The sequence below is a fragment of the Peptacetobacter hiranonis genome (assembly GCF_008151785.1).
Taxonomy (GTDB): domain Bacteria; phylum Bacillota; class Clostridia; order Peptostreptococcales; family Peptostreptococcaceae; genus Peptacetobacter; species Peptacetobacter hiranonis.
The window spans coordinates 1,818,413-1,844,469 of sequence record NZ_CP036523.1 but is presented as its reverse complement, the minus strand read 5'-3'; the positions used below and the strand labels follow the sequence as shown (position 1 = coordinate 1,844,469).

Annotated in this window: 22 protein-coding genes and 1 other annotated feature; of the genes, 16 read left to right on the top strand and 6 right to left on the bottom strand. The window is 29.7% G+C overall.

Annotated elements, in window-relative coordinates; all coding sequences use genetic code 11:
- Positions 1-118: 118 nt before the first annotated feature.
- From KGNDJEFE_RS08685 to KGNDJEFE_RS08620, 14 genes are all read left to right on the top strand, one after another.
- The gene (locus KGNDJEFE_RS08685; protein WP_006439091.1) at positions 119-3,076 is read left to right on the top strand and encodes a sigma 54-interacting transcriptional regulator; all 2,958 of its coding nucleotides are present in this window, start codon (positions 119-121) and stop codon (positions 3,074-3,076) included.
- A 287-nt stretch (positions 3,077-3,363) separates the two neighbouring features.
- Positions 3,364-3,822, top strand: coding sequence for a PTS sugar transporter subunit IIA (locus tag KGNDJEFE_RS08680; RefSeq protein WP_006439092.1), 459 nt, complete (start codon positions 3,364-3,366; stop codon positions 3,820-3,822).
- A gap of 37 nt (positions 3,823-3,859) precedes the next feature.
- On the top strand, positions 3,860-4,144 hold the full coding sequence (locus KGNDJEFE_RS08675) for a PTS sugar transporter subunit IIB (RefSeq protein ID WP_006439093.1): 285 nt from the start codon (positions 3,860-3,862) through the stop codon (positions 4,142-4,144).
- A gap of 126 nt (positions 4,145-4,270) precedes the next feature.
- Positions 4,271-5,545 (top strand): PTS galactitol transporter subunit IIC, encoded by a 1,275-nt coding sequence (locus KGNDJEFE_RS08670; RefSeq protein WP_006439094.1) that lies wholly within the window; start codon positions 4,271-4,273, stop codon positions 5,543-5,545.
- Positions 5,546-5,656: 111 nt separating this feature from the next.
- Positions 5,657-6,694 carry a zinc-binding dehydrogenase gene (locus KGNDJEFE_RS08665; RefSeq protein ID WP_006439095.1) on the top strand — a complete coding sequence of 346 codons (1,038 nt, stop codon included), beginning with the start codon at positions 5,657-5,659 and terminating at the stop codon, positions 6,692-6,694.
- A 28-nt stretch (positions 6,695-6,722) separates the two neighbouring features.
- A complete protein-coding gene (locus tag KGNDJEFE_RS08660) occupies positions 6,723-7,775 on the top strand; it encodes a galactitol-1-phosphate 5-dehydrogenase (RefSeq protein WP_006439096.1) in 1,053 nt (350 codons plus the stop codon).
- A gap of 415 nt (positions 7,776-8,190) precedes the next feature.
- Positions 8,191-9,684 carry a phosphohexomutase domain-containing protein gene (locus tag KGNDJEFE_RS08655; RefSeq protein ID WP_040410198.1) on the top strand — a complete coding sequence of 498 codons (1,494 nt, stop codon included), beginning with the start codon at positions 8,191-8,193 and terminating at the stop codon, positions 9,682-9,684.
- Between the two features lie 286 nt (positions 9,685-9,970).
- Positions 9,971-10,345 carry a hypothetical protein gene (locus tag KGNDJEFE_RS08650; RefSeq protein ID WP_006439099.1) on the top strand — a complete coding sequence of 125 codons (375 nt, stop codon included), beginning with the start codon at positions 9,971-9,973 and terminating at the stop codon, positions 10,343-10,345.
- Between the two features lie 373 nt (positions 10,346-10,718).
- A complete protein-coding gene (locus tag KGNDJEFE_RS08645; protein ID WP_040410199.1) occupies positions 10,719-10,898 on the top strand; it encodes a hypothetical protein in 180 nt (59 codons plus the stop codon).
- Between the two features lie 166 nt (positions 10,899-11,064).
- Complete coding sequence (locus tag KGNDJEFE_RS08640) at positions 11,065-13,185, top strand: DNA topoisomerase III (protein WP_006439101.1); 2,121 nt, start codon at positions 11,065-11,067, stop codon at positions 13,183-13,185.
- A gap of 27 nt (positions 13,186-13,212) precedes the next feature.
- Positions 13,213-13,791 carry a DUF2238 domain-containing protein gene (locus tag KGNDJEFE_RS08635; protein WP_040410200.1) on the top strand — a complete coding sequence of 193 codons (579 nt, stop codon included), beginning with the start codon at positions 13,213-13,215 and terminating at the stop codon, positions 13,789-13,791.
- Positions 13,792-13,892: 101 nt separating this feature from the next.
- Positions 13,893-14,912: a peptidylprolyl isomerase gene (locus tag KGNDJEFE_RS08630; protein WP_006439103.1), complete on the top strand. Its 1,020-nt coding sequence runs from the start codon at positions 13,893-13,895 to the stop codon at positions 14,910-14,912.
- A gap of 139 nt (positions 14,913-15,051) precedes the next feature.
- Positions 15,052-15,405, top strand: coding sequence for a cupin domain-containing protein (locus KGNDJEFE_RS08625; protein WP_006439104.1), 354 nt, complete (start codon positions 15,052-15,054; stop codon positions 15,403-15,405).
- 100 nt (positions 15,406-15,505) lie between these two features.
- Positions 15,506-16,738, top strand: coding sequence for a hypothetical protein (locus KGNDJEFE_RS08620; protein ID WP_006439105.1), 1,233 nt, complete (start codon positions 15,506-15,508; stop codon positions 16,736-16,738).
- 256 nt (positions 16,739-16,994) lie between these two features.
- Here KGNDJEFE_RS08620 and KGNDJEFE_RS08615 read toward each other — a convergent pair whose 3' ends face one another.
- From KGNDJEFE_RS08615 to KGNDJEFE_RS08600, 4 genes are all read right to left on the bottom strand, one after another.
- Positions 16,995-18,218: an IS256 family transposase gene (locus tag KGNDJEFE_RS08615; RefSeq protein WP_118549489.1), complete on the bottom strand. Its 1,224-nt coding sequence runs from the start codon at positions 18,216-18,218 to the stop codon at positions 16,995-16,997.
- A gap of 78 nt (positions 18,219-18,296) precedes the next feature.
- Positions 18,297-19,010, bottom strand: a complete 714-nt coding sequence (locus tag KGNDJEFE_RS08610) for an amidohydrolase family protein (protein WP_006439106.1) — start codon at positions 19,008-19,010, stop codon at positions 18,297-18,299.
- Positions 19,011-19,028: 18 nt separating this feature from the next.
- The gene (locus tag KGNDJEFE_RS08605) at positions 19,029-19,538 is read right to left on the bottom strand and encodes an ECF transporter S component (RefSeq protein ID WP_006439107.1); all 510 of its coding nucleotides are present in this window, start codon (positions 19,536-19,538) and stop codon (positions 19,029-19,031) included.
- Positions 19,539-19,689: 151 nt separating this feature from the next.
- Positions 19,690-20,820, bottom strand: coding sequence for an AI-2E family transporter (locus KGNDJEFE_RS08600; protein WP_040410201.1), 1,131 nt, complete (start codon positions 20,818-20,820; stop codon positions 19,690-19,692).
- 253 nt (positions 20,821-21,073) lie between these two features.
- Positions 21,074-21,316 (top strand) — a binding site (T-box leader).
- A gap of 50 nt (positions 21,317-21,366) precedes the next feature.
- Here KGNDJEFE_RS08600 and asnS point away from each other — a divergent pair.
- Positions 21,367-22,764, top strand: coding sequence for an asparagine--tRNA ligase (gene asnS / locus KGNDJEFE_RS08595; protein WP_040410202.1), 1,398 nt, complete (start codon positions 21,367-21,369; stop codon positions 22,762-22,764).
- 93 nt (positions 22,765-22,857) lie between these two features.
- On the opposite strand, the gene KGNDJEFE_RS08590 is transcribed toward asnS, so the two are convergent.
- Both KGNDJEFE_RS08590 and KGNDJEFE_RS08585 read right to left on the bottom strand, forming a co-directional pair.
- The gene (locus KGNDJEFE_RS08590) at positions 22,858-23,889 is read right to left on the bottom strand and encodes a YeiH family protein (protein ID WP_006439110.1); all 1,032 of its coding nucleotides are present in this window, start codon (positions 23,887-23,889) and stop codon (positions 22,858-22,860) included.
- A 40-nt stretch (positions 23,890-23,929) separates the two neighbouring features.
- The gene (locus tag KGNDJEFE_RS08585; protein WP_006439111.1) at positions 23,930-24,826 is read right to left on the bottom strand and encodes an NAD(P)/FAD-dependent oxidoreductase; all 897 of its coding nucleotides are present in this window, start codon (positions 24,824-24,826) and stop codon (positions 23,930-23,932) included.
- A gap of 323 nt (positions 24,827-25,149) precedes the next feature.
- Between KGNDJEFE_RS08585 and KGNDJEFE_RS08580 the strand changes: the two genes are divergently transcribed.
- Positions 25,150-26,037 carry a LysR substrate-binding domain-containing protein gene (locus KGNDJEFE_RS08580; protein ID WP_006439112.1) on the top strand — a complete coding sequence of 296 codons (888 nt, stop codon included), beginning with the start codon at positions 25,150-25,152 and terminating at the stop codon, positions 26,035-26,037.
- Positions 26,038-26,057: the final 20 nt, after the last annotated feature.

Below are 26,057 nucleotides of genomic sequence, written 5' to 3'. Positions count from 1 at the left end.
TCTGTGGCAGTATTTTTTATATAAAAATTTATGATAATAGTGATGTATATTTATAAAAATAATATATAATTAGATAAGACTATAAAAATACTTAAAAAAAGAAATAAGGGAGATGTATATGAAGAAGATTTTACTTGAGATTCAAAATGAAGACAAAAAAAATCCTTATACAGATAAAGAGCTCTCTGAAATATTAGGAATATCTAGAGGCGATATTGTTCAATTTAGAAAAATTAATAATATACCAAACTCTAGAGATAGAAGAAAAGAACTATTAGAAAATGAATTATTAGATATATTAGGTGATAACACCAATATAACGGAAAGAAAAATAACAGAAATTCTGATAGAGAGAGGATTCGATATTTCAAGAAGTGCTGTATCAAAGATTTTGAAGAGTGATGAAATAAAAAATAGAATATATAATCATAGCTCTAAAAATAGTGAAACTATAGAAGGTAATAATTCTAAAAAAGAAATAAATGTAGAAAATGTACTAAAAATAAACAATTCTACTGAAAAAGAAAACGATTTCGAAATGTTGATAGGTTATAAGGGAAGTTTAAAAGAAAAAATTAATTTAGCAAAGTCAGCTATAGTGTATCCACCTAATGGACTTCACACTATGATATATGGAGAAACTGGTGTTGGTAAAAGTGAATTAGCTAACTGTATGTATAAATATGCTGTCAGAACAGGAATAAAAGAAAAAGAATCTCCATTTATAGTATTTAACTGTGCAGACTATGCAGAAAATCCCAATATGCTTATGTCGCAATTATTTGGATCTATAAAAGGAGCATATACAGGTGCATCTGAAAATAGAGAAGGATTAGTAGAAAAAGCAGATGGAGGAGTACTGTTTCTAGATGAAATACATAGACTTCCAGCATCAGGGCAGGAAATATTATTCTCATTAATTGATAGAGGTGAGTTTAGAAGGTTAGGAGAAACTAATAATACAAGAAAGGCAAACGTTCTTATAATTGCAGCTACTACAGAAGATCCGGATTCAAATCTACTAGATACATTTAGAAGACGTATACCAATGGTTATAACACTTCCTAACTTGGATTCTAGGCCAAAATTAGAACGATACGATATAATAATCAAATTCTTTGAAAGAGAGGCTATAAGGATAAATAAAAACATAATAATCACTAAGGAAGTACTATATGGATTTATGAATTACAAATGTAAATCTAATATAGGTCAGCTGAAGAGTGATATACAGGTAAGTTGTGCAAGAGCATTCAGTAAAAATCCTGACTCTAGCGATAAACTTATTATAGATGTAGATAGTCTTAGAACATATATAAAAGAAAGTATAAAGGATAATGAAGATAATCTAGAATTTTCCTTTGATAGAGTAAATTTAGAAGACACATATATAGATATAAATGAAATAAATTCTAACAAAATGTGTTTATCTGAAGAAAATATAGATGAGATATATAAATATGCTGAAAAAGAGTTAAAAGTATTAGAGAGTAGACAATATTCTCAAGAAGAAATAAAAAATATATTCTTTGAAAGATTAGATAGAAAGTTTAATCAAATAAAGAAAAACAACATTAAAGAAAATAGAAAAAAGATACATATAATGAGTGAAAATTTAAACCCAGAAACTATAAATATAATGAATAAAGTAATAACTGTTATAAAAAATCAATATAGATTTGTTAATAATGGTCTTTATATGGTTTTAGCTACACATATAGAAGAGGCTATAAAAAGGGTTAGAAATGAAAAAAATATAATAAATCCTAGTTTGGATAATATAAAAGAAAATATGTCCGAGGAATACGATTTAGCGAGATATGTAGTAACTATAATTGAAAATATAGCAAAAATATCTCTTCCAGAAGACGAAATAGGATACATTGCCTACTATATATATAAGTTTTGCATGAATGAAGAAACTATGGATAAAAAAGTAAAAGTAGTGATAGTAACTCATGGAAAAGTTGGTATAGAAATGTCTAAAGTAGTGAACCAGATTTTAGGAACTATGTCTACTTATGGAATAGAATTTCCTATGGATATGCCTCCACAAAAGGGAATTGAAAAAGTAATGCAAGATATAAAAGCTCTAGATTTTAAGAACGATATATTGATGCTTATAGACATGGGATCTCTGGTTATTCTTGGAGAAAAAATTGAAGAAGAATTAGGTCTTAGATGTAGGGTGATAAATAGAGTAGATACTATATTGGCTATGGAAGCTGGAAAGTCAGCGGTAATAGAAGGAAAGAATTTAGATAAGATAGTTGAAGATTTAAAGAAGAATAAATACTACTCTATAGTGAGCAATAAAAACTATAAGTCTAAAGATATAAATAAGAAGGATTTAGTTTTAACTTTATGTCTTAGTGGTAGGGGTACGGCGTTATCTCTAAAAAATAGAATAGAGCAAAAGCTTTTAAAAGAAAATATAGAAAGTATAGAAGTAAAAGCACTTGGTGTTATAGATGATCAAAAGATAGAAGAAAAAATTAAAGAGTTAGAAAAAGAATACAGAATAATAGCTATATGTGGAACTTTAGAAACAGAAATAAATGATATACCATTCATACCTTATACAGATATTCTAAAAGGAAATGGAATTGATAAAGTTATTCAGTATTCTAAGTATGAAAAAGAAGAAGAAAAAGAAAACAAATTAGAAAACTTGATATATGAAGAATTAATCTTAGATGATGTAGAAGGTGTTTCTAAGGAATACATAATAGACACATTAGTTGCAAAACTAGAAGATGGAGAATATGTAGATTCGAAATATATATTAAGCTTATATAAAAGGGAAGCTATGGGTGGAGCTGTACTTGGTGGAAAAGTTGCTATTCCTCATGGATTACCAGAACATGTAATAAAACCAGCTATAGCTATTGCAAAACTAAATAAACCAATAGTCTGGGACAATGAGTTTATGGTTGAAGCAGTAGTACTAATAGCTATAAAAGAAAACAATAAAATAGAAATAAAAGAATTATTTAAAAAATTGAGTGATGAAAACTTTTTAGATGAATTAAAAAATACCAAAAATAAAACAGATATAGCCATGCTGTTCTATTAAATGTGGTTTGGTTTTATTTGTATTTAATGAAAAAATAACAAATGTTGAAAAATACACATTCTTGAAAAAAACAAAAAAAACAATTAAAAAAAGTTTGGCTTTTTTTGCTTGTTAAATTAAAAATATAAAAAAATAAAAAAACATTTTCCTTGCGAAAACGTTAATTTTCCAATCAACCTAAACAATTTTTAAAAATAAACCCCAAAATAAAAACAAAAAAAACAAAAAGTTGGCACGTTAGATGCTTTATAAATATAGTGTAAAAATAAAAAGAATGGAGGATAACAGTGGAAATCATAAAGTATATAAATGAGAATATGGTTCTTCCAAGTTTAGAATGTGAAACAAAAGAAGAACTATTTAAAGCAATCCATAATATAGGAATAGAGAATGGATACATTAAAGAAGAGTTTTATGAAAAAATTCTTCAGAGAGAACAGAATTTTCCAACAGGTCTAAATTTAGGAGAAATAGGTGTTGCTATACCTCATACTGATGCAGAGTACATCAAGGAAGAATTTATAGCAGTATGCCAGTTAAAAAATGAAGTAGAGTTTAAATCTATGGAAGACGCAGATGAAAGCGTAAATGTTAAATTAGCATTTGTACTAGGCTTAAATCAGCCACATAGTCAGTTAACTATATTACAAGAGCTAATGCAGTTAATACAGAATAAAGAAACTGTAAATGCACTAATAAATGCTAACGATAAAGAAGATATTTTAAAGATAATAGAGTCTTTATAATATAGATGAAATGCATAATGTTTAGGAGGATGTAAAAATGAAAAAAAGAATTTTAGTAGCATGTGGAGCAGGAATTGCAACATCAACAGTAGTTTGTTCAAAACTAGAAGAACTTATAAAAGAACATAATCTTGATGCAGAAATAGTTCAGTGTAAAATAGCTGAATGTGCAGCAAAACAGGATGAAGCAGATCTTATAGTATCAACAACTATACTACCAACAACTTATAAAATACCAGCTATAAAAGCTACAGCTTATATAACAGGTATAAATATAAAAGCTACAGAAAAACAGATACTTGATGTATTAAAGGGTGAATAATAAAAAATAGAGATAAATAGATTTTTCATCTATTTATCTCTAAGTAAAATTGGAAAATTAATATTTTAATATTATTTTTTAAATACATTATATTGTGGAAATTAACGTAATTAGGAGGAAGAGTAAATGGATAAAGTATTAGCAGTAGTACAGTACATCCTTAACATGGGACCAACTGTCATACTACCAATAACAATTTTAATTTTAGGTCTTATATTCAAAATTAAATTCTCAAAAGCATTAAAATCAGGACTTACAATCGGGATAGGATTCGTAGGTATCAACTTAGTTGTAAACTTATTAACTACAACACTTGGACCAGCAGCACAGGCAATGGTTGAAAGATTTGGTCTAAGTCTTACTATAATAGATGTTGGTTGGCCAATGACAGCATCTGCAACTTGGGCATCTCCAGTTGCACCGCTATTAATACCAATATGTTTAATAGTAAACCTTATCTTAATATATTTCAATAAAACTAAAACTTTAAATATAGACTTATGGAACTACTGGCATTTCATAGTAGCAGGAGCTACTGGATATATAGTAACAGGAAGTTATGTATGGGCTATAATATGTGCAATAATAATGGAATGTTTAGTTCTATATACAGCTGATAAAACAGCTCCTTATGTTCAGGAATTCTATGGATTAGAAGGTATATGTTTACCAACAGGATCAACAACTTCATTTGCACCACTAGGATTCTTAGTAGGTAAAGTAGTTGAAAAAATACCTGGAATAAACAAATTAAATGCAGATCCAGATAGTATACAGAAAAGATTTGGTATATTTGGAGAACCTATGATGATGGGGATAATATTAGGTCTTATATTAGGAACACTTGCAGGATATGAAGTGTCAGAAATATTCAATGTTGGTATGTCAATGGGTGCAGTTATGTTCTTAATGCCAAGAATGGTTAAAATACTTATGGAAGGTCTAGTTCCAATATCAGAAGCTGTTAGAGACTTCTTACAGGAAAAATACGAAGGTAGAGACCTTTACATAGGACTAGATGCTGCTCTTGCAACTGGACATCCTTCAGTTTTATCAACAGCTCTTATATTAGTGCCTATAACATTATTCTTAGCAGTAATATTACCAGGAAATAAAGTTCTTCCATTTGGTGACTTAGCTACAATACCATTCTACGTAGCATTTATAGTATGCTTCAGAAAAGGTAATATAGTACAGTCTGTAATAACTGGAACAATAGTATTAGCTATATCATTATTTATGGCTACAAACTATGCTCCTGTACATACAGAGCTACTTCAGCAGGCTAATATGATGCCAAAAGGTGCGGCAATAGTATCAAGTATAGATACTGGTGGTAACTTATTCAAATGGGCAATATTAAAACTATCTCAGCTTGTATCTGGGCTAGGAATATTCTAAGCAATATTTGATTAAAAAACTAAATAAAATAAATAAAAGCTCTTTTCTTAAATTTTTAAGAAAAGAGCTATATTTTAGGACGTAAAGGCTAATTATAAGGAGATGTGAGATATGAAGGCAGTTGTAAAAACAAAACCAGGATATGACAATATCGAAATACTAGACATAGAAGAACCAAAAGTTGAAGCTGATAAAGTTAAAATAAAAGTTGATTATAGTGGAATATGTGGATCGGATATACATTCATTCAAAGGAGAATATGCAAATCTAAAAGCTCCAGTTGTACTAGGACATGAATTTGCGGGTGTTGTAGTAGAAGTTGGAGAGGATGTAAAAAACATAAAAGTAGGGGATAGAGTTACATCTGAAACAACATTTGCCACTTGTGAAGAATGTATTCATTGCAAGACAAAAGACTATAACTTATGTGGAAATAGAAAAGGTATCGGAACTCGGGTAAATGGAAGTTTTGCAGAATATGTTCTTTCAAGAGAAGAAAGTATACACATTCTTCCAGAAAATGTATCTACATTAGAAGCTGCATTTACAGAACCTTTAGCATGTTGTTGCCATGCAGCTCTAGAAAAAACAAGTATATCTGAAGATGACATAGTATTAATAATAGGTCCTGGACCAATAGGCATATTATTAGCACAAGTTGTAAAATCAAGAGGTGCTAAGATAATAATGTCAGGTGTTGAAAAAGATATTCCAAGATTAGAATTAGCAAAAGAGCTAGGTGTAGATGTTTTAGTAAATGTTGGAAAAGAAAATCTTGAAGATGTAGTGGATAGAGAAACAAATGGAAATGGTGTAACAAAGGTATTTGATTGTTCAGGATTTATGCCAGCAGTTAATCAGGCATTGAGATTAATACAGAAAAAAGGTACATTTGTACAGGTTGGTATATTTGCTAAAAAATTAAATGAAATGGACCAGGATGCAATAATTCAGAGAGAAATAACTTATGTTGGAAGTAGATCTCAGAAGCCAACTTCTTGGGATTTAGCATTAGATCTTCTTTCGAGTAAAAAGGTAAATGTTGAAAAACTTATAACTAAAATAGTTTATTTAGATGATTTTAAAGAGGGAATGGAATCTTTAATATCAGGAAAAGAAATAAAAGTTATAGTTAAGTCATTTAAATAAATTGAATACTAAGGGGTGAAATAATATCATGAAAGCACTAAATTTATATGGGGCAAGAGATATTAGATTTGAGGATACTAAAAATCCTGTCATTGAAAATGATAATGAAATAATAGTAAAGGTTAAAGTTGCAGGTATATGTGGATCTGATGGACATAGATATGCGCAGTTGGGACCTTATATAGAGGGGATGACTTGGGGACATGAGTTCTCTGGTATAGTAGAAGAAATAGGGAAAAATGTAAAAAATGTAAAAGTAGGAGATAGAGTGGCTGTTTGCCCAGCTCTATACTGCGGAGAGTGTGAATCTTGTAAAAAGGGAGAGTTTGCAAGATGTGAAAAATTAAAGGTAATAGGAGCAAAAGATCCTGGTGCATTTGCAGAATATGTAAAAGTTCCAGCAGAAAATGCCATATTGATACCAGATGAAGTTAGTTTTGAAGCAGCATCTATGGTAGAGCCAGCTTGTGTATCTCTTCATGGATTATACAAAACAGGATTAGAACCAGGCGACGATGTTGCTGTTATAGGGTGTGGAACAATAGGGTTGCTTGCAATACAGTGGGCAAAAGTGTTCGGTGCAAAAAGAATAATAGCTTTAGATATAGATGATAAGAAATTAGAACTTGCAAAACAGCTTGGAGCAACGGATATAATAAATTCTATGGGGGTAGAACCTTGCGAAGAGCTTGAAAAAATAACTAATGGAAGAAGAGCGGATGTAGTTGTTGAATCTGCTGGTTCTCCTATAACATCTGCACAGGCGTTTTCACTATCTAAAAAAGGTGGAAAAGTTGTATTCTTAGGAATACCTTATGGAGATGTAATGGTAAAAAGATTTTATTTTGAAAAAATAGTTAGAAATGAATTACAGGTATTTGGTTCTTGGAATGCGATATCATCTCCGTTCCCAGGAAAAGAATGGACTACAACAGTAGAATTTATGAGACAAGGTAAAATAAAAACTGAGCCTCTAGTAACTCATAAATTACCATTATCAGAAGGATCAAATATATTTGAAAAAATAGCTGAAAGAGTAGAATCAATAGGAAAGGTTTTATTCTATCCAGAAAAAAATTAATTAAGCTATCAACCTAACTCCAAACATTAATATAATAAAAAATATCGCTATTAGAAGCTAACCGCCAATAGCGATATTTTTTATAAATTTGTATAAAAAAAGAGCAATAGGATTTTCCTATTGCGTATTTTGAACCTAAAGCTTATTTTTTTATTTGATATTGTCAGAATATATCGATTCAAATCATAAATTATAAATATAAAATATCAAAACTAAATTAAAATATTAAGTGAATAATTGAAAACTTATAAACAGTGTTCATTTTAACTCTGCTTAAGTTAATGTTATCACGAAAACATTAACTTGTCAAAATATAAATTTTAAAAATATTCTTTTTTTCTTGAAAATATTGCATATATCTTGAAATATTTCTATAATTAAAATGATAACTAAAATAGAGGTAGGAGAATTTATTATGGAAAAAATATATAAATTACAGAATGGAACAGACATAAGAGGGGTTGCATACCCTAACGATGAAAAAGAAGTAACTCTTACAAAGGTAGAAGTAGAAAAAATAGCTAGAGCATTCCATATATGGCTAAAAGAAAAAACTGGAAAAGAAAAAATAGTTGTAGCTGTAGGAAATGATTCTAGAATAACAGGAGAAGAATTTAGAAATACAATAATAGAAGCATTAACATCTCAGGGATGTGATGTAGTAAATTGTAAATTATCAACAACTCCATCAATGTTTATGACAACAGTTATGGACGGATACAAATGCGATGGTTCAATAATGATAACTGCAAGTCATCTACCATTCTTCTACAATGGATTAAAATTCTTTACAGAAAATGGTGGTCTTGAAAAAGCTGATATAAAAGCTATGCTTGATATAGTATGTGAAGGAAAAACAGTAGAATCTGCTGAAAAAGGTTCTATATGTGAAAGAAACCTTATAGACGATTACGCTGAAGTATTAGTTGATAAAATAAGAAAAGGTGTTAACTCTGAATCTTGCTACGAAAAACCATTTGATGGAATGAAAATAATAGTGGATGCTGGTAATGGTGCTGGTGGATTCTTTGCTGAAAAAGTACTTGAAAAATTAGGTGCTGATACAGAAGGAAGTCAGTTCTTAGAACCAGACGGAATGTTCCCTAACCATATACCAAACCCAGAAAACAAAGAAGCTATGGCAAGTATAAGTAAAGCTGTTGTAGACAACAAAGCTGACTTAGGTATAATATTCGATACAGACGTAGATAGAGCTGCATTAGTTGGAAAAGATGGATCTTTCATAAACAAAAATGCTCTTATAGCTGTAATATCTGAAATATTATTAGAAGAAAATCCTAATACTACAATAGTAACAGACTCAATAACATCTGTAGGACTTGCTGAATTCATAGAAAATCATGGTGGAAAACACCACAGATTTAAAAGAGGATACAAAAATGTAATAAATGAAGCTATAAGATTAAACAACGAGGGAGAAGAATGTCACTTAGCAATAGAAACTTCTGGACATGCTGCAATAAAAGAAAACTACTTCCTTGATGACGGAGCTTATTTAATAGCTAAAATACTTATAAAAGCTGCTAAAATGGCTAAAGAAGGAAAAACTATAGAATCATTAATAGCTGATTTAAAAGAAGCAGCAGAAGAAAAAGAAGTTAGAATAGGAATAAATAAAGAAGACTTCAGACCATACGCAGAACAGATACTATCAGAACTAAGTGTATTTGTTGAAGAAAGTGAAAATTGGTCATTAGTTCCTAAAAACTATGAAGGAATAAGAGCTAACTGCTCAGGAGAAGGAGAAGATGGATGGTTCTTAATAAGAATATCACTTCACGAACCTCTATTAGCATTAAACATAGAATCAAATGAAATAGGTGGAACAGATAAAATATACGCTACACTTAAATCATTCTTAGAAAACTATGATTTAAAAGGATTATAAAATAAAATTTATAGCCTAAAATAACTATAGAATAAAATTATAACTAATAAAAATTTCATAAAATAAGAAATTACAAAAGATTACATTTATGCCAAAAAGCGTTACAATTATGTAACTCAAAATGACAGAGGTGTAATCTTTTTTTATGCTTTTTAGTGGTAAAATAAGTATAACAAGATAAATAAAAATAAATTAAAACAAAAAAATTTTTAAGAGACAGGTATTATAAAAGCGAATAATAAAAATGCAATTATAGATAGATGTCACAAATGAAGGAGTGATCAATATGAAAAAAACTACAAGAACAATAATGATAGCTACACTATGTGCAGTATTAGTAGGGGGGATAGTAGCACCAACAATTAGCACTGTATCAGCTGCATCAAAACCAAGCAAAGTAGCTACAGTAGTAGTTAAGAAAAAAAGTACTAAAAAGTTATTAAGTCAGGAACAGGCTTTAAATATATTAAATAAAATGGATAACAGTGTAGAATATATATACATGGGAACTGAAAAAGATTTTGATGCTTTACAGGCTAAAAAATTAAAAGGTTTCGTATTCTTACCAGATGAAGAAGGAGATATGGGATACTTTGTAAACAGCAAAAATGCTCAGGTGTTCTTCTTCCATCCAAGTGGATATATGGAAAGAATAAAATAAATTAGTCCTCTCAATTTTACAATCAATATATAAATCATATCAGAGGGAAGGGATATCTTATAGGTGTTCCTTTCTTTTTTTATTTAAAAATACCTTTTATACACGAAAAACTACCTTTCATACAAATTGTATTGAAAAGAGAATATAAAAGAATTAATATTTATACAAATAAAAGATAAAATTTAGAAAAAATTTAGTTTTAATGAACTTTATCTTTAGTATATTACTCTATAATTATAAATAACAAAATGAGAGAATAAAAAATGTATATAAAATTGATTGTAAAATTCAAGAGAAAGGAGAGCTACATATTTTCTGATAAATATAGATAAATTGGAAACTAGTAGTAGCAACTATAAAAATGGTGACAGATATGTATAAGGATAAAGATAACAAGAGGGAAACTGCAGCAAATATAATAGCTATTGCAATAATATTTGCAGTAATTCAAATAATAGGAATGATAGTTTGTATGCTAGTATTTCAAAATAATCTAATAATGTCTATAATTGTAATGACAGTATCAAATATGTTGCTTTACAAACTAATGTAGATTTAAAGTGAATTTAAAACAAAAAAATGATAAAATTTTTATAGAAAAGTAAATAATAAAAGACAAAATAGAGAAAACCTCTTATAAATTAAAAACTTGTATCGATTATTAGATATAAAAGTATTATAATATTCTGTACAAAGTAAATTTATGAGAGGTAATTTTTATGGGAAAAATATTAGTACTTGCAGAGAAACCATCTGCTGGAAAAGATATAGCTAATGTACTTAAATGTAAAAATGAAAAAAATGGATATATAGAAGGCGATAAATATATAGTAACGTGGGCACTAGGTCATCTAGTTACACTTGCAGATCCAGAAGGATACAATCAAAAATACAAGGAGTGGAAAATGGAAGATCTTCCAATTATACCAAAGTATTTAAAAACAGTTGTAATCAAAAAAAGTGGTAAGCAATATCAAAAAGTAAAAACTTTATTAGAAAGAAACGATGTATCTGAAATAGTAATAGCTACAGATGCTGGAAGAGAGGGAGAGCTAGTTGCTAGATGGATTATAGAAAAATCTGGAGTTAAAAAGCCTATGAAAAGACTGTGGATATCTTCAAACACAGATAAGGCTATAAAAGAAGGATTTACAAAGTTAGAATCATCTAAAAAATACGACAGACTTTATGATTCAGCACTTGCAAGAGCTGAGGCAGATTGGATAATAGGAATAAATGCAACTAGAGCACTTACAGTTAAATACAATGCACAGCTATCTTGTGGTAGAGTACAGACTCCTACTCTTAATATGGTGATGAAAAGAGAAGAAGAAATAAAAGATTTTAAACCTAAAAAATTCTATGGAATAGAAGTAAAGGTCAAGAAAGCAGGAAGTATCATAAAATTAAATTGGAAAAATAATAAAGGAAACACATCTGTATTTAATGAGGAAGTAGTAGATAAGATTATAAATAAAATAAAAGGAAATGATGCAGAGGTAAAAAAATACTCTGTAAAAACTAAAAAGAACTATTCACCACAATTATATGATTTAAATGAAATACAGAGAGATGCAAATAAAATCTATGGATATTCTGCAAAAGAAACTTTATCCACAGTACAGAGCTTGTATGAAAGACACAAGCTACTTACATATCCTAGAACAGATTCAAGATATATTTCTAGTGATATAGTAGATACTTTAAAAGACAGAGTAAAAGCTGTAAATATTGGGGATTACAGAAAAGTTGCTAGTGAAATTTTAAAAAGAAAAATAAAAGTATCTAAATCGTTTGTAGATGATTCAAAGGTAGTTGAACACTATGCAATAATTCCAACAGAGGAAAGAGCATTTTTAAATGATTTAACAACTAAAGAAAGAAATATATACGACTTAGTTATTAAGAGATTTTTATCAGTTCTTTATGATCCTGAGGAATACGATGAAACAAGTATAGAATGTGAAATAGCTGGAGAAAAATTTACTGCTAAGTTTAAAAATATTAAAAAATTAGGATGGAAAGAGCTTTATTCTAATCAAGATGAGGATGATGTATATTCATCAGTTGCTATATTTAAAGAGGGTGAAAAGTTAGAAGTTGGATCTATATCAAAAACAGAAGGTAAAACAAATCCGCCTTCTAGATTAAATGAAGCATCGCTTTTAACAATAATGGAAAAAAATAATCTTGGAACAGTTGCAACAAGGGCAGATATAATAGATAAACTATTCTCATCATTCTTATTAGAAAAAAAGGATAAAGATATAATAATAACATCCAAAGGAAAGCAGCTTCTTGGATTAGTTCCTGAAAAACTAAAAAGTGCAGAGATGACTTCTGAATGGGAAAGAAAACTTCAGAAAATATCGGAAAATAAATTGAATAAAAATGTATTTATGAATGAAATAAAAGATTATTCTAAAAAAGCTATAGATGATATAAAAAATAGTGATAGTCAGTTTAAACACGATAATCTAACAAGAAATAAATGTCCAGAATGTGGTCATTATATGCTTGAAGTAAAAACAAAGAGAGGGAAAATGTTAGTTTGTGAAAATAGGGAGTGTAATACTAGAAAGATGTTATCTCAAACTACAAATGCAAGATGTCCAGAGTGTCATAAAAAGCTTGAATTAAGAGGAGAAGGGGAAAATAAAATATTTGTATGTTCTTGTGGGTACAGAGAAAAGCTATCTTCTTTTAACAATAGAAAAAAAGAAGAAAAAAATAAAGCATCTAAAAAGGATATTAATAAGTACTTGAAGAATCAAAATAAAAAAGAAAATGAAAACTTTAATAATCCTTTTGCCGACGCATTGGCTAAATTAAAAAAATAGATGCTAATAAAAACAGGAGGCAATAAAATGGATAGTAAAAAATTAGGATTAAAGAAAATAACAACAATAATTTTAACTATATTTTTTATAGGCTCTTTAGGATATTTCCTATACACAAAAGATAGTATGGGTATATCAGTATCTGTATTTTGCTTGATACTTACAGTAGTGCTTTATCAGGTAAATAAAAGATTACCTAAACTGCTTAGCGATGGATTGTATAGTGTATTTATGTGGTATGCGTGTATAGCATCTGTTTTAGGATCTGGATATGGATTCTATGATATGCCTCACTATGATGATTTTCTACATGTGACTTCTGGATTATTGACAGTTACAGCAGCGTATACATTCATCAAATTTTTCAACACAGAAGAACAAATAAGCAAGATGAATATTATATTTATAGCGATGTTTATGTTTATGTTCAGTATGGGAATTGCTTCATTATGGGAAATAGGAGAATTTAGTATGGACCATATAATGCATACACATACTCAAGTAGGAGGACTTACAGATACAGTAATGGATATGATTGATGCTCTTGTAGGATGTTTAGTATCAATTCCATATGCATTGAAAAAAATTAGAAATAAAAAAAATTAAGAATCTAGTCAATTCAAATCATTTTCATAAATGTTTCATATTATATACATAGCGATAATTTATATTATAAATAAAAGATATTGATTATTTGGAGGAATAGAATGGGTAATAAAAATATTTTTTCGAAGATAAAAAAATATATATCAAAATTACTCGATTCAACATTATTAATAGTAATTGCATTATTATTGATATTTTTGACTATGCTCTACGTATATATAAGACCTATAGATAGTAATATAAAAAATGATTCTAAAGAAATAGTTGCATACATAGACGGAGAAAAACTAAGATTCAATGAAGTAGAAAAAAGAGCAGAGGAAACATTCTATATAGATAAAAATAACACGATAGAAAATTTAGGTTCTGATACTTATAAAAAAGAACTAATTAAATATGTTGTTTATGAAGATATTCTCTATAGAAAGGCTAAGGAAGAAAATATACATGTGACAAAGCAAGAAATAGAGGATACATACTGTAGTGTAGAAAAATTTATAACTAGTAAGTTTAATTTAGATGATGCTGAGTTTAAGAATAAGTATGCTGATGATAAGAATAAGTTGGTAAAAAGTATGAGAAAATCTATAAAGGCTTATAAGTACTTAGATGAAAAAACTAGGGTGAGTGATTCAGAGGCTAGAGCATACTATGATGCCCATAAAGATAAGTTTAGAGAAGGAGTGTACAGGGATATATTTATAAGTACTGTCGATAGCTCTGGTAAAAAACTTAGCAAAGAAGAGATAGATAATGCTGAAAATAGAGCAAATGAAATCTATAGAAAATTAGAAGAAGGATGCAAGTTTGAAGATTTAGAGGACGAGTATTCTGAAGACATTGAAGGAACTATCCCTGGAGGATTAGGTGATCTTGAAATGAGCTTTACAGATCAAAAATTAAGAAATAAAATTTCTACTTTAAAAGTTGGCGAATGTATTGAAAAACCTCTTAGAAGTGCTTATGGATACCATATTATAAAAAGAGTTGGTACAGAGGAAGAGCCTTTTGATAAGGTAAAAGAGGAAATAAAAAGTATGCTTTCTTATAAAAAACAGATTAAGCTTATAGAAAGTTTAATGAAAGAATACAATGTAGAAATTAAAGATAAGTATAAGTAAAAAATAAGGTGTGGCGAACTTGCTACACCTTTTTAATTTTTTGATATAAATGTAAAAAATAGAAGGAATTGAAAAATTAAAAAAGAATAATAATATAGTATAGAAAAAATATATAAAAAATAAAAAAGGGGTGTTTTATATGATAAGAAAAAAATTAGAAACAACTACACAAGTTAGAGAACATGTTCAAGGCGGAAAAGGCAAAGGTGACTTTACTGTATTAGTAACACCAGAGGAATTAAGAGGGCATGGTAGACTTTTCAACAGAATAGTTTTAGAACCAGGTGCTTCAATAGGAGAACACGACCATACTAAAGACTTTGAAGTATATTATATACTTAGTGGAAAAGGATTAGTTAATGACAATGGAGAAGAAATTGTTGTAGAAGAAGGCGACGTTATATACACAGCAGATGGAGCAAAACATTCTATAGAAAATATAGGAGATGGTCCATTAGATTTCTTAGCTGTAGTTCTTTTTGACGAAAAATAATATGATACATTATACAGAATTGTTTGAAAAATTATTAAAAAAATGATATATTACTTTTAGGTATTATTTTGAAAATATAAAGTAAAGGAGGAGATATAAAATGAAAGATTTTAATAAAAATAAAAAAATAATATTATTGATAATAATTATACCACTTCTCCTAGTAGGACAGTATTTTATGTTTTCAAAAGGAATAATAAGTCCTCTAGTAAAAGGTGTAGAAATAAAGATTATTGGAGGAAATTATATAAAAGACTTAGATAAATACATAGTAAAACAAGGTGATGAAGTAGAAATATCAGCAGGAAATTATGTGAAAATACCTGGATATGCAAAGGATCCAGAGCTTTGGTTTAATGTACTAGATGATACTTGTATTGCAGAAATAAAAGGAAATAAAATGAAAGCATTAAAAGAAGGATATACATCTGTAGCTGTTATGAAGGGAAGCCGATTAATTAAAAAAGCTATGATAAAAATAGTAAATCCAGATGTTGAAAGTTTAGACCTTGATTTAAGTGATAGTTTAAAATATGTTGGCGATAAGGCTACTATAACTAGTTCTGTTGCAATATCAAACTATAAAAAATTTGAGGATACATATAAGACTAAATATCTAAGTAGCGATGAGTCTGTCATAAAAATAGATGGAGATAATGCAATGGCTGTAGGTGTAGGAAGTGCAACTATAAGTGGTGAATGTGGTGGAAAAACTGTAGAAATCCCTTTAGAAATACAAGCTAAGGTTGCTAAGTTAGACGTGCCAAGTGAGTTTGTACTAGAGGAAGGTCAGAGTGCAACAATAAAAGCAAAAGTGACGACATCTCCAAAAGGATTAAAAGCTCCAAAAGTAGAATATTCTTATTCCAGTAAAAAGAAAAAAGATGAGAGAGCAGCCTATATATCTGATGCAGGTAAAATATCTGCTATAAGAGAGGGAACTGAAAAAATACTTGTATCATGCGGAGAAAAAAAGGCAACTATAAAAATAACAGTCAAGAAAAGAAGTATAAAAAATAGCTCAATAAAGAACATAAACTATTCATATAATGTAGAAGATGAAAAAGTAAAAATAGGAATAAGCTGGGATTCTTTAGATGGAATAAAAAATTATGATATCTACTTCAAAAATTATGATGATGAAGGGTATGAAGTGCTAAAATCAATTCCACAAACTGAAGAAAAAGAAGGAAAAATCAACACAAATATAGAAGTTGAATCATCTGATGGTGAAAACGACGAAAAAGGTCTAGAAATATACATTGTAGGAGTAGGTGAAAAAGAGTCTACAAAACCTAGTGAAAAAATTACAATTAAATACAATAAAAACTAAAACGAAAAAAATCCCTCCAGCGAAAACTGGAGGGTAATTTTTTAGAACATACAGTATATTAGATAAAATTAAATGGGTATATAGAATTTTTTCTGTAAATAAGCCCTCTATGGCTTAAACTACCGTTAGGTAGTATAATAGACTTAAAATAATTTATGAATAAATGGCTAACGCCCTTTAAAACATAATATTATTTATTTTGTTGCAAGTCAAGAAAACCAGCTAAAAAAGCCGGCTTTCTTGACTTTTTTAATTATTACAATCTATCTTCATACATTATTGAAAGTTCTCCATAAATATATCCCCAGTTTCTAATAGGCATACTCCATTTTTTGCTTATTTTTTCAACTGATAGATATAGTGATTTTTCTAAGGAAATCTTGTTTGGAAAAACAGTTCTTTTTTTATTTATTTTTCTAAGCTGCGAATTTACACTTTCAATGGCATTTGTAGTATAAATTACCTTTCTAGTTTCTGGTGAAAATTTAAATATCGGTATAATTGAATCCCAGTTACTAAACCAAGATTTCATAGAATTTGGATATTTTTCATTCCATTTTTCTGAAGTACGTTCTAAATTAGCTAGAGCCTGTTCTTCATTAATGGCATGATATATTGTTTTTAAATCATTAGCAAATTCCTTTCTATCTTTGTATGATACATATTTTAATGTATTTCTAACTTGATGAACAATACATCTTTGATATTCAGTATTTGGAAAAGCGGAGCTTATCGCTTCTTTTATTCCTGATAGTCCATCAGCACAAACGATTAAAATATCTCTTACACCTCTATTTTTTAATTCATTTAGCACAGAAAACCAATACTTAGAGCTTTCAGTATCTCCAATATACAATCCTAGAATTTCTTTGTATCCTTCGGAACTTATACCAAGAATTACATAGACAGCTTTTTTCTTAACAGAACCATTTTCTTTAACAGAGAAATGGATAGCATCTATATATACAACAGGATATACACTTTCAAGAGGTCTATATTTCCATTCTTCGATTTTAGGTATTATTTTATCAGTTACATCTGAAATCATTCCTTCAGATAGTTCAAATCCATAAATATCCTCTATTTGAGAAGTTATATCTCTATTACTCATGCCTAAAGCATACATATTTATTATCTTTTGCTCTATTTCAGAAATATCCTTTTGTCTTTTTTTGACAATTTGAGGTTCGAAAGAAGAATCTCTATCTTGAGGAACATCAATCTCATATTCTCCCATTCCAGATCTTACCCTTTTTGTTTTATATCCATTTCTTGAGTTAGTATTTTCACCACGTTCATATTTTTCATACCCAAGATGCTCATTCATTTCAGATTCAAGCATCTCTTGAATAGTATCACCTAAAAGATCTTTAAGTGCATCCTGAATGTCTTGAGCGGTTTTAATTTCATATGTTTTAATTAGCTCCGCTATTATATTTTTCTTTTCTGGATTTAATGGTTCTCTTTTCTTTCTGCCCATAAAAAATCGCCTCCTATGATTAATTTGATATTACCATAGAAGGCGATTAAATTTACAGACTTTTTTTCATATACTCAATTAAATTGAGAAGAATTTTGCTGCATTGTTATAAAATACATCTTCTTGAGCTTTTTCATCTAGTCCGCTAGTTATGACCTTTTGCATTTCTATTGTTGGATGATGGAAAGGTGTATCAGTACCAAACATAATTCTATCAGACCCTACAGTTTCATAGGCTTCACGAATTTTTATCTGCATAGGCATACCAGACATTTCTAGGTAGATATTTGAATAACGACGTGCCATTTTAAGTGCAGCATCTATATATACACCATGACCATGCCCCATGTGAATCATCATTATTTTTACATTTGGATGACGTTCTGCAAGAAGACCAATTTGCCAAGGTAAAGAATATGGTGGGTGTCCACTGTGAATACATATTGGTACATTATATTTTTTTGCAATTTCAAGAACTGGATCTAAAACAGCAGCATCTGCACAATAAGCGTGGCGAAGAGGGTTTAACTTAACAGAAGTAAAGCCTTTTTTTAAATAAGACTCCATTGAGTCCACAGTTTTTGGTTCTAAAGGATTTACATATAAACAACCTATTATACGTCCTGGATGACGTTCCATCATTCTAAGTGTAATATCATTATCTTCATTACATAATACAGTACGCTCAATATTGTATTTGTTCATCTGCTTTAAAAGACCTTCTTCAGTGATTCCAACATCAGCCCATCCTCCAATATAGCCAATATGTGCATGTGCATCGATAATTTTCATTTCAAGATTCCTTCTTTCTTAATTTATTTTTTTGACTAAAGTTTTAGTTAAAGCTACAGACATTAACATGAAAATTGTTATACCAAATCCAGTTTGTAGGAATATATTCGGAATAGAAAGAATAGCTGGCTCAAAGCCAATTAATACAATTTTCACTATTGTGTATGCTATAATCTGGAATAGTCCACCAGAAATAGAGCCAATCATTTGTAACTTTTTGCTAGTAGGATTTAAATGGATAATACTACCCATGATGTATCCCATAATAAACTTAATGATTAAAGTAGGTAGAATCCATAAAGGTGCTCCTGCTAGAAAATCAGAAAGTGCACCACCTATTCCCGCAGCTATAGAGCCATTTTTGCGTCCTAGTAAGATAACCCCTAGAAAAATCATACAATCCCCAAGATGACTGTAACCACCAGTTGCTGGATTCGGAATACGAATTGCGTAGGTAGCTACAAAAATAATTGCAGCCATCAAAGCAGTTTTAACAAGTTCTCTTGTCTTATTAGATGTGTTATTCATGTTTATTGCTCCCTCCAAATTTTAAAATTTATAATTAACACCCCTTTTATTAATTTCGTATTTAGTATACAATGTATTAACTTTGAAAGCAATAATACTTTTTCTATAATACTATAAAAAAACCCACGTTGAAAAACGTGGGTTAATGGTTTTATTGCCCTTTTGGATTATCAAAATTACTCATTTGAATTTCTTGAGATTTAGTTTCTACATATTCAGTAATATATACCTTTAATACACCCATTATTGGAGTTGATAAAATCATACCTGGTATTCCAAAGAATCCACCACCTACAGTTACTGCAAGTATTGTAAGGAATGGACTTAAACCAAGCTGTCCACCTACTACTTTAGGCTCTATAAAGGCAACTTCTACCTGCTGAACCACAAGAAGATATATCAAAGAGAATAATGCTATTTTGGGATCGTTGAATAGGTTTATTAAAACAACTGGAGTCATACCTATTGCTGGCCCAAAATAAGGAATCATATTCATAAGCCCCATCAAAGTACCAAATAATAATGCGTATTTAGATTTCAATACGAAAAGACCTATTCCAGAAAGTACACCGACTATTATTGAATCAAATATCTTTCCTGTAAAGTATTTACCTACATTATCGTTAAGGTCTCTTGAAACTGTTAATACAAAGCTTGCTTTTTTATCTCCAAGAACTACATATACTGCTTTTTTTAGAAAATCGAATATTTTTTCTTTTTCAAGAAGTATGTAGAAGCAGATGATAAATGCCAATACAAAGTTAAATATAAACTTACCAAATGAGAATGTCTTTTTAAATATTTCTCCTATAGATCCAACAAATAAGCTGCTTAAATTAGGAAGCATATTTGAAATCTTATCCCAAATTTCCTGCATTGTAGCTGCATCTATATTTTCTAAATGTCTTGAAACATTTATTAAGAATTGCTCGGTTTCAGCAAAATACGTTGGAGCATTATTTACTATGTCTATAATACTCTCTATTATTACAGGTAATGTCATAACTAGTATAGTAAGCAATACTACGATAAGTCCCCCGTAAGTTATAAATAAAGAGGCTCCTCTTTTAGCTTTAAATTTGTTTTCAAAAAACTTTATAATTGGATTAAATATATAAGCTAAAACAAAAGCTATAACGAAAGGCATAAGTAAACCGATAAGGAAATCTAACATCCCAAAGAAATACTGGTAGTTATCTATTAGTTTTATAATTAAATAAGTTAAAACTAGTGTAAAAACTACATTTAAGTAAACTTTCTTTTTCTTACGTCTAACACTCAATATTTTAAACTCCTTTCAAAAAATTTTAAGTTTTAAATAATTTTTAAAAAGCTATAAAAAAGATTATACATTTTTTAATTGCTTTATACAAGGGATTAAATATTAAGAAAAAATAAAGAAAAAATCAAATAAAAAAAAATAAATTGAAGTGAAAGAATGAAAAGTTGCAAAATTATTGACTAAATTAAAAACTACTGATATAATTGCAAATAGATAGCACAATTTTTAAAAATAAGAATTGTATATATTTATATTAAATGCAGTGAAAAGAAGAGTAGGTATTTTCTAATAGTTACAGAGAGTCGGCGTTGCTGAGAGTCCGATTGCTAATTGTCTATACTGAAGAACATCTTGGAGCAGCTGACCGAAAGCATTTGTTAGTAGGCTCAGACGGTAGGAACCGTTATATTCCATAAGCAAAAGCTTTATGAGTGGCTGAGATTATCAGCAATCAGGGTGGTACCGCGAATTGATTATTATACCTTTCGTCCCTATTATGGGATTGAAAGGTTTTTTTATTTTAAAAAAGAAAAGGTGGAGAAAAATATGCAGAAAGAATTTTTAGAAATAAAAGAGCTTTATAGAAACAAAGAAGCTCATGTTGGGCAGACTGTAAAAGTTGCTGGATGGATAAGAACATCAAGAATGTCAAAAAACTTCGGATTTATAGAATTAAATGACGGAAGTTTCTTCAAAAATATGCAGATAGTATTAGATGAAAAATTAGAAAACTTCAAAGAAATAGGTAAATTACCTATATCATCATCAATACTTGTAGAAGGTGAATTAGTATCAACAGAAGGTGCTAAACAGCCAGTAGAAATACATGCAACAAAAGTAGAAGTAGAAGGTATGTCAGATAGCTCATACCCACTTCAGAAAAAAAGACATACATTAGAATACTTAAGAACAATAGCACACTTAAGACCTAGAAGTAATACTTTCTCTGCAGTATTCAGAGTTAGATCTTTAGCAGCTTATGCTATACACAAATTCTTCCAGGAAAGAAACTTCGTATACGCTCACTCTCCAATCATAACAGGAAGTGACTGTGAAGGTGCTGGAGAAATGTTCAGATTAACTACATTAGATATGGAAAATCTTCCAAGAACAGAAGAAGGAAAAATAGATTACTCTAAAGACTTCTTCGGTAAAGAAGCTAACCTTACTGTTTCTGGACAGTTAAATGCTGAAATAATGGCTCTTGCTTTCAGAAATGTTTATACATTTGGACCAACATTCAGAGCAGAAAACTCATACACTGGTAGACATGCATCTGAATTCTGGATGATAGAACCTGAAATAGTATTCGCTGACCTTGAAGATAACATGGAATTAGCAGAAGATATGATAAAATACATAATAAACTATGTAATGGAAAATGCTCCAGAAGAAATGCAGTTCTTCAATAGTTTCATAGACAAAGGATTATTAGAAAGATTAAACAACGTAGTAAACTCTGACTTCGTAAGAATAACTTACACAAAAGCTATAGAATTACTACTTGAATCAGGACATGAATTCGAAAACCCAGTAGAATGGGGATGCGACCTTCAGACTGAACACGAAAGATATATAACAGAAGAAATATACAAAGCTCCAGTATTCGTTACTGACTATCCAAAAGATATAAAAGCATTCTACATGAGAATGAATGAAGATGGTAAAACAGTAAGAGCTATGGACTTATTAGTTCCAGGCGTTGGAGAAATAGTTGGAGGATCTCAGAGGGAAGAAAGAGAAGACGTACTTCGTGCAAGAATGCAGGAAATGAACTTAAATGAAGAAGATTACTGGTGGTATCTAGAACTTAGAAAATACGGAACAGCTACTCACTCTGGTTTCGGTCTAGGATTCGAAAGAATAATAATGTACATGACTGGTATGTCAAACATAAGAGACGTAATACCATTCCCAAGAACTCCTAAAAATGCAGAATTCTAATAAATAAAGTAAAAAAGGACTATTGCAATTTATGCAACAGTCCTTTTTTAAATATGTATAATAAAATAAATTGGGGTTAGAGGCAAATTTTATTTACCAGATATGCATAAAGTGCTGTAATGTTAATGTAACAGCTGTTATACCTATCCAGCAAGACATTCCAAGAAGTATTGGTTTACCACCACTTCTAACTAACTTAACTATATCTGTATTGAATCCTATTGCAGCCATAGCCATTATTATAAAGAATTTAGATAACTCTTTAAATGGTAGGAAGAACTCTGGAGATACACCAGCAGATGTAGCCACTGTAGTTATTATACTTGCTCCTATAAAGAACAGTATAAAGAATGGGAATACCTGTTTTAGTGGTATACTATTACCATTTTCCATCTCTGCTTTTCTAGCTCTTCTAAAAGCTAAGAATAGAGTTATTGGTATAATTGCTAATGTTCTAGTTAATTTTACAGTTACTGCTTTATCAAGTGTCCGGCTTCCTAACTGGTATATACTATCCCAAGTAGATGCAGCTGCTGTTACTGAAGAAGTATCATTAACTGCAGTTCCAGCAAATACTCCAAATGCTTCACCAGATGTTGTAGAGAAGCCAAGAAGAGCACCTAAACTAGGGAATATTAAAGCAGCTAGTACGTTGAATAAGAAGATGACTGATATAGCTTGAGCTACTTCCTCTTCATTGGCATCTATAACTGGTGCAGTGGCAGCTATTGCAGAACCACCGCAAATAGAAGATCCAACACCTATAAGTGTAGATATTTTTTCAGGCATATCTAATTTTCTATGAAGTAGATATGAAATTATAAGTGAAGTAGATATTGTGCAGATTATTATAGGTAAAGATTGTTTACCTGTTTCCATAACTACTTCAAGATTCATACCGAATCCTAAAAGGACTACAGCATACTGTAATATTTTTTTAGATGTATATTTAATTCCAGGTTCGTATGGATCTTTATTTTTTATAAACATTGTAAGAACCATACCAATAAGTATTGCAAACACTGGACCTCCTATTATCGGGAATTTTTTTCCTAGTAATACTGAAGGGATAGAAATGGCTAAGCACATTAAAAGCCCCTTCCATTTTTCTTTTATAAAGTTCATATAAGTTAATCCTCCTAAAGCTTACATTTATGAGTTGTTTTTACATTGATGCGTTTATTGCAGCTATTGTTCCGTCTGATACAGCAGTTGCAACCTGTCTAACTGGTTTAACTCTTATATCACCAACTGCATAAACACCTTTTATTTCTGTTTCCATTTTTTCATCAACTGGTATAAATCCATTTTCTAGTTTTAAATCAGTGTATAGCTCTGTGTTAGGAACAGTACCTGCATAGACAAATATACCGCATCCTGGATCTGATATTGTTTCTATGCTACCAGTTTTTTCATCTGATATATCAAGAGATTCAACTCTTTCTTTTCCGTAAACAGCGTGAAGTCTTGATCCTAATTTTACATTTATATTACTAGTTTTTTTGATTTTTTCTCTAAATTCTGCTATACATCCAAGAGAATCTTCAAAATGTATTATTGTAACAGTTTTAGCAAACTGTGCAAGATATAGAGCTTCTTTTATAGCGCCATCTGCACCACCTACAACATATACATTTTTACCTATATAATCTTTACCATCTTTAGCAGCATTAAGACCTATTCCTTTTCCTGCTAATTCTAATTCGCCTTCTATACCAAGTTTTCTTGCTCTAGTACCGTTGGCTATTATTATTTTTTTAGCTTTATAAAGATTGTTATTAGTGAATACTAATTTAACATCGCCTTTTAAATCTACATTGTTTACATCTTCATAAACTATTTCTATTCCTGCGTTTTCAGCCTGTTCTTTTAGTCTTTCAGCAAAACTTATTCCTGTTTCACCATTTACTATTCCTGCGTAATGAGTTACTGTAGAAACTTTTCCTATAAGTCCACCAACTTTTTCTTTTTCTATTATAAGTACTTTTTTTCCTCTACTTTTAGCATATATTCCAGCACTTATACCTGCTGGTCCTGCTCCTATGATTACTATATCGTACATAATTCCGTTCCTCCTTTTAAAAATTAAAGTGTTTAAATTTTTTAATTAGCTTTTGTTTTGCGTTTGTTTTTTCTATGCTTTAACTATAAACCTTAATAACTATTTTGTAAAATTATGTATAATAATATATAGATAAATATATCTTATGATATAAAATTTACCGTTCTTTATGGTAGAAAAATCAATATTAATATAAAATAAGTTTATACGCTAAAATACTAGAATAGCAAAATAGGATAATAGGAAAGTATGTTATATAAGGTTAAAAGGATCTTTTTAAAATAAGATGTGTAGAGGAAAGCACAAAGTTTTGGAGGAAAGATATGCTAGATTTTAGAATTGAAACATTTTTAAAGGTATGTGAGTATATGAATTTTACTCACGCTGCAGAAGCGCTTTGTATGACTCAGCCAGCTGTATCTCAGCATATAAAATATCTTGAAGAAAAATACGAAGCACCATTATTCATAAGGGATAAGAAGAAACTAAGTCTTACACCAGCTGGTGAAATACTTAGATCTACTTTAGAAACAATGAGAAATGATGAAACCACAATGAAAAATAGAATGAAGGAAAGTATGATAGGAAAGAAAATACTTACATTTGGGGTAACTATGACTATTGGTGGATATACAGTTATTCCTTCATTGATAGATTTTGTAAAAGAAAATCCAGATATGGATTTTCAGGTAAAGTATGGAAATACTCAGACACTTCTTTCGTATCTTCATGAAGGAAGTATAGATTTTGCAATAGTTGAAGGATACTTTAAAGCTGATAATTACAACACAAGAGTATTTAAGACAGAGGACTACATAGCCGTAGCTGCTAAAGATCATGAATTCCAAAAGGAAGTGAAAGTTTTAAAAGACCTTACAAACGAAAGACTTATTATAAGAGAAAATGGCTCTGGAACTAGAGCAATACTTACTAAGAGTTTAGCTGTTAAAAACCTTACTGTAGAAGATTTTCCAAGAACAATAGAGATAGAAAATATTCACACTATAGTAGATTTATTATGTCGGGATTGTGGAATATCATTTTTATATAAATCTGCTGTTGAAAAAGAAATAGAAAATGGAACATTAAAAGAAATCAAATTAGATGATTTTAAAGTTAGTCATGATTTTACATTCTTATGGAATAAAGATAGTGCATTTTCAGAGGATTATGAAAAGATATTTGAGATTTTTAAAAGTTCATTAAAATAAGTTCTTTAAGCTAGAATTAA

Coding starts and splice junctions, on each gene's coding strand:
- KGNDJEFE_RS08605 (WP_006439107.1), bottom strand. CDS start 19,538: ATGAATAACACATCTAATAAGACAAGAGAACTTGTTAAAACTGCTTTG.
- KGNDJEFE_RS08640 (WP_006439101.1), top strand. CDS start 11,065: ATGGGAAAAATATTAGTACTTGCAGAGAAACCATCTGCTGGAAAAGAT.
- KGNDJEFE_RS08675 (WP_006439093.1), top strand. CDS start 3,860: ATGAAAAAAAGAATTTTAGTAGCATGTGGAGCAGGAATTGCAACATCA.
- KGNDJEFE_RS08615 (WP_118549489.1), bottom strand. CDS start 18,218: ATGGGCAGAAAGAAAAGAGAACCATTAAATCCAGAAAAGAAAAATATA.
- KGNDJEFE_RS08670 (WP_006439094.1), top strand. CDS start 4,271: ATGGATAAAGTATTAGCAGTAGTACAGTACATCCTTAACATGGGACCA.
- KGNDJEFE_RS08580 (WP_006439112.1), top strand. CDS start 25,150: ATGCTAGATTTTAGAATTGAAACATTTTTAAAGGTATGTGAGTATATG.
- KGNDJEFE_RS08660 (WP_006439096.1), top strand. CDS start 6,723: ATGAAAGCACTAAATTTATATGGGGCAAGAGATATTAGATTTGAGGAT.
- KGNDJEFE_RS08585 (WP_006439111.1), bottom strand. CDS start 24,826: ATGTACGATATAGTAATCATAGGAGCAGGACCAGCAGGTATAAGTGCT.
- KGNDJEFE_RS08665 (WP_006439095.1), top strand. CDS start 5,657: ATGAAGGCAGTTGTAAAAACAAAACCAGGATATGACAATATCGAAATA.
- KGNDJEFE_RS08590 (WP_006439110.1), bottom strand. CDS start 23,889: ATGAACTTTATAAAAGAAAAATGGAAGGGGCTTTTAATGTGCTTAGCC.
- KGNDJEFE_RS08655 (WP_040410198.1), top strand. CDS start 8,191: ATGGAAAAAATATATAAATTACAGAATGGAACAGACATAAGAGGGGTT.
- asnS (WP_040410202.1), top strand. CDS start 21,367: ATGCAGAAAGAATTTTTAGAAATAAAAGAGCTTTATAGAAACAAAGAA.
- KGNDJEFE_RS08620 (WP_006439105.1), top strand. CDS start 15,506: ATGAAAGATTTTAATAAAAATAAAAAAATAATATTATTGATAATAATT.
- KGNDJEFE_RS08610 (WP_006439106.1), bottom strand. CDS start 19,010: ATGAAAATTATCGATGCACATGCACATATTGGCTATATTGGAGGATGG.
- KGNDJEFE_RS08630 (WP_006439103.1), top strand. CDS start 13,893: ATGGGTAATAAAAATATTTTTTCGAAGATAAAAAAATATATATCAAAA.
- KGNDJEFE_RS08645 (WP_040410199.1), top strand. CDS start 10,719: ATGTATAAGGATAAAGATAACAAGAGGGAAACTGCAGCAAATATAATA.
- KGNDJEFE_RS08650 (WP_006439099.1), top strand. CDS start 9,971: ATGAAAAAAACTACAAGAACAATAATGATAGCTACACTATGTGCAGTA.
- KGNDJEFE_RS08625 (WP_006439104.1), top strand. CDS start 15,052: ATGATAAGAAAAAAATTAGAAACAACTACACAAGTTAGAGAACATGTT.
- KGNDJEFE_RS08685 (WP_006439091.1), top strand. CDS start 119: ATGAAGAAGATTTTACTTGAGATTCAAAATGAAGACAAAAAAAATCCT.
- KGNDJEFE_RS08635 (WP_040410200.1), top strand. CDS start 13,213: ATGGATAGTAAAAAATTAGGATTAAAGAAAATAACAACAATAATTTTA.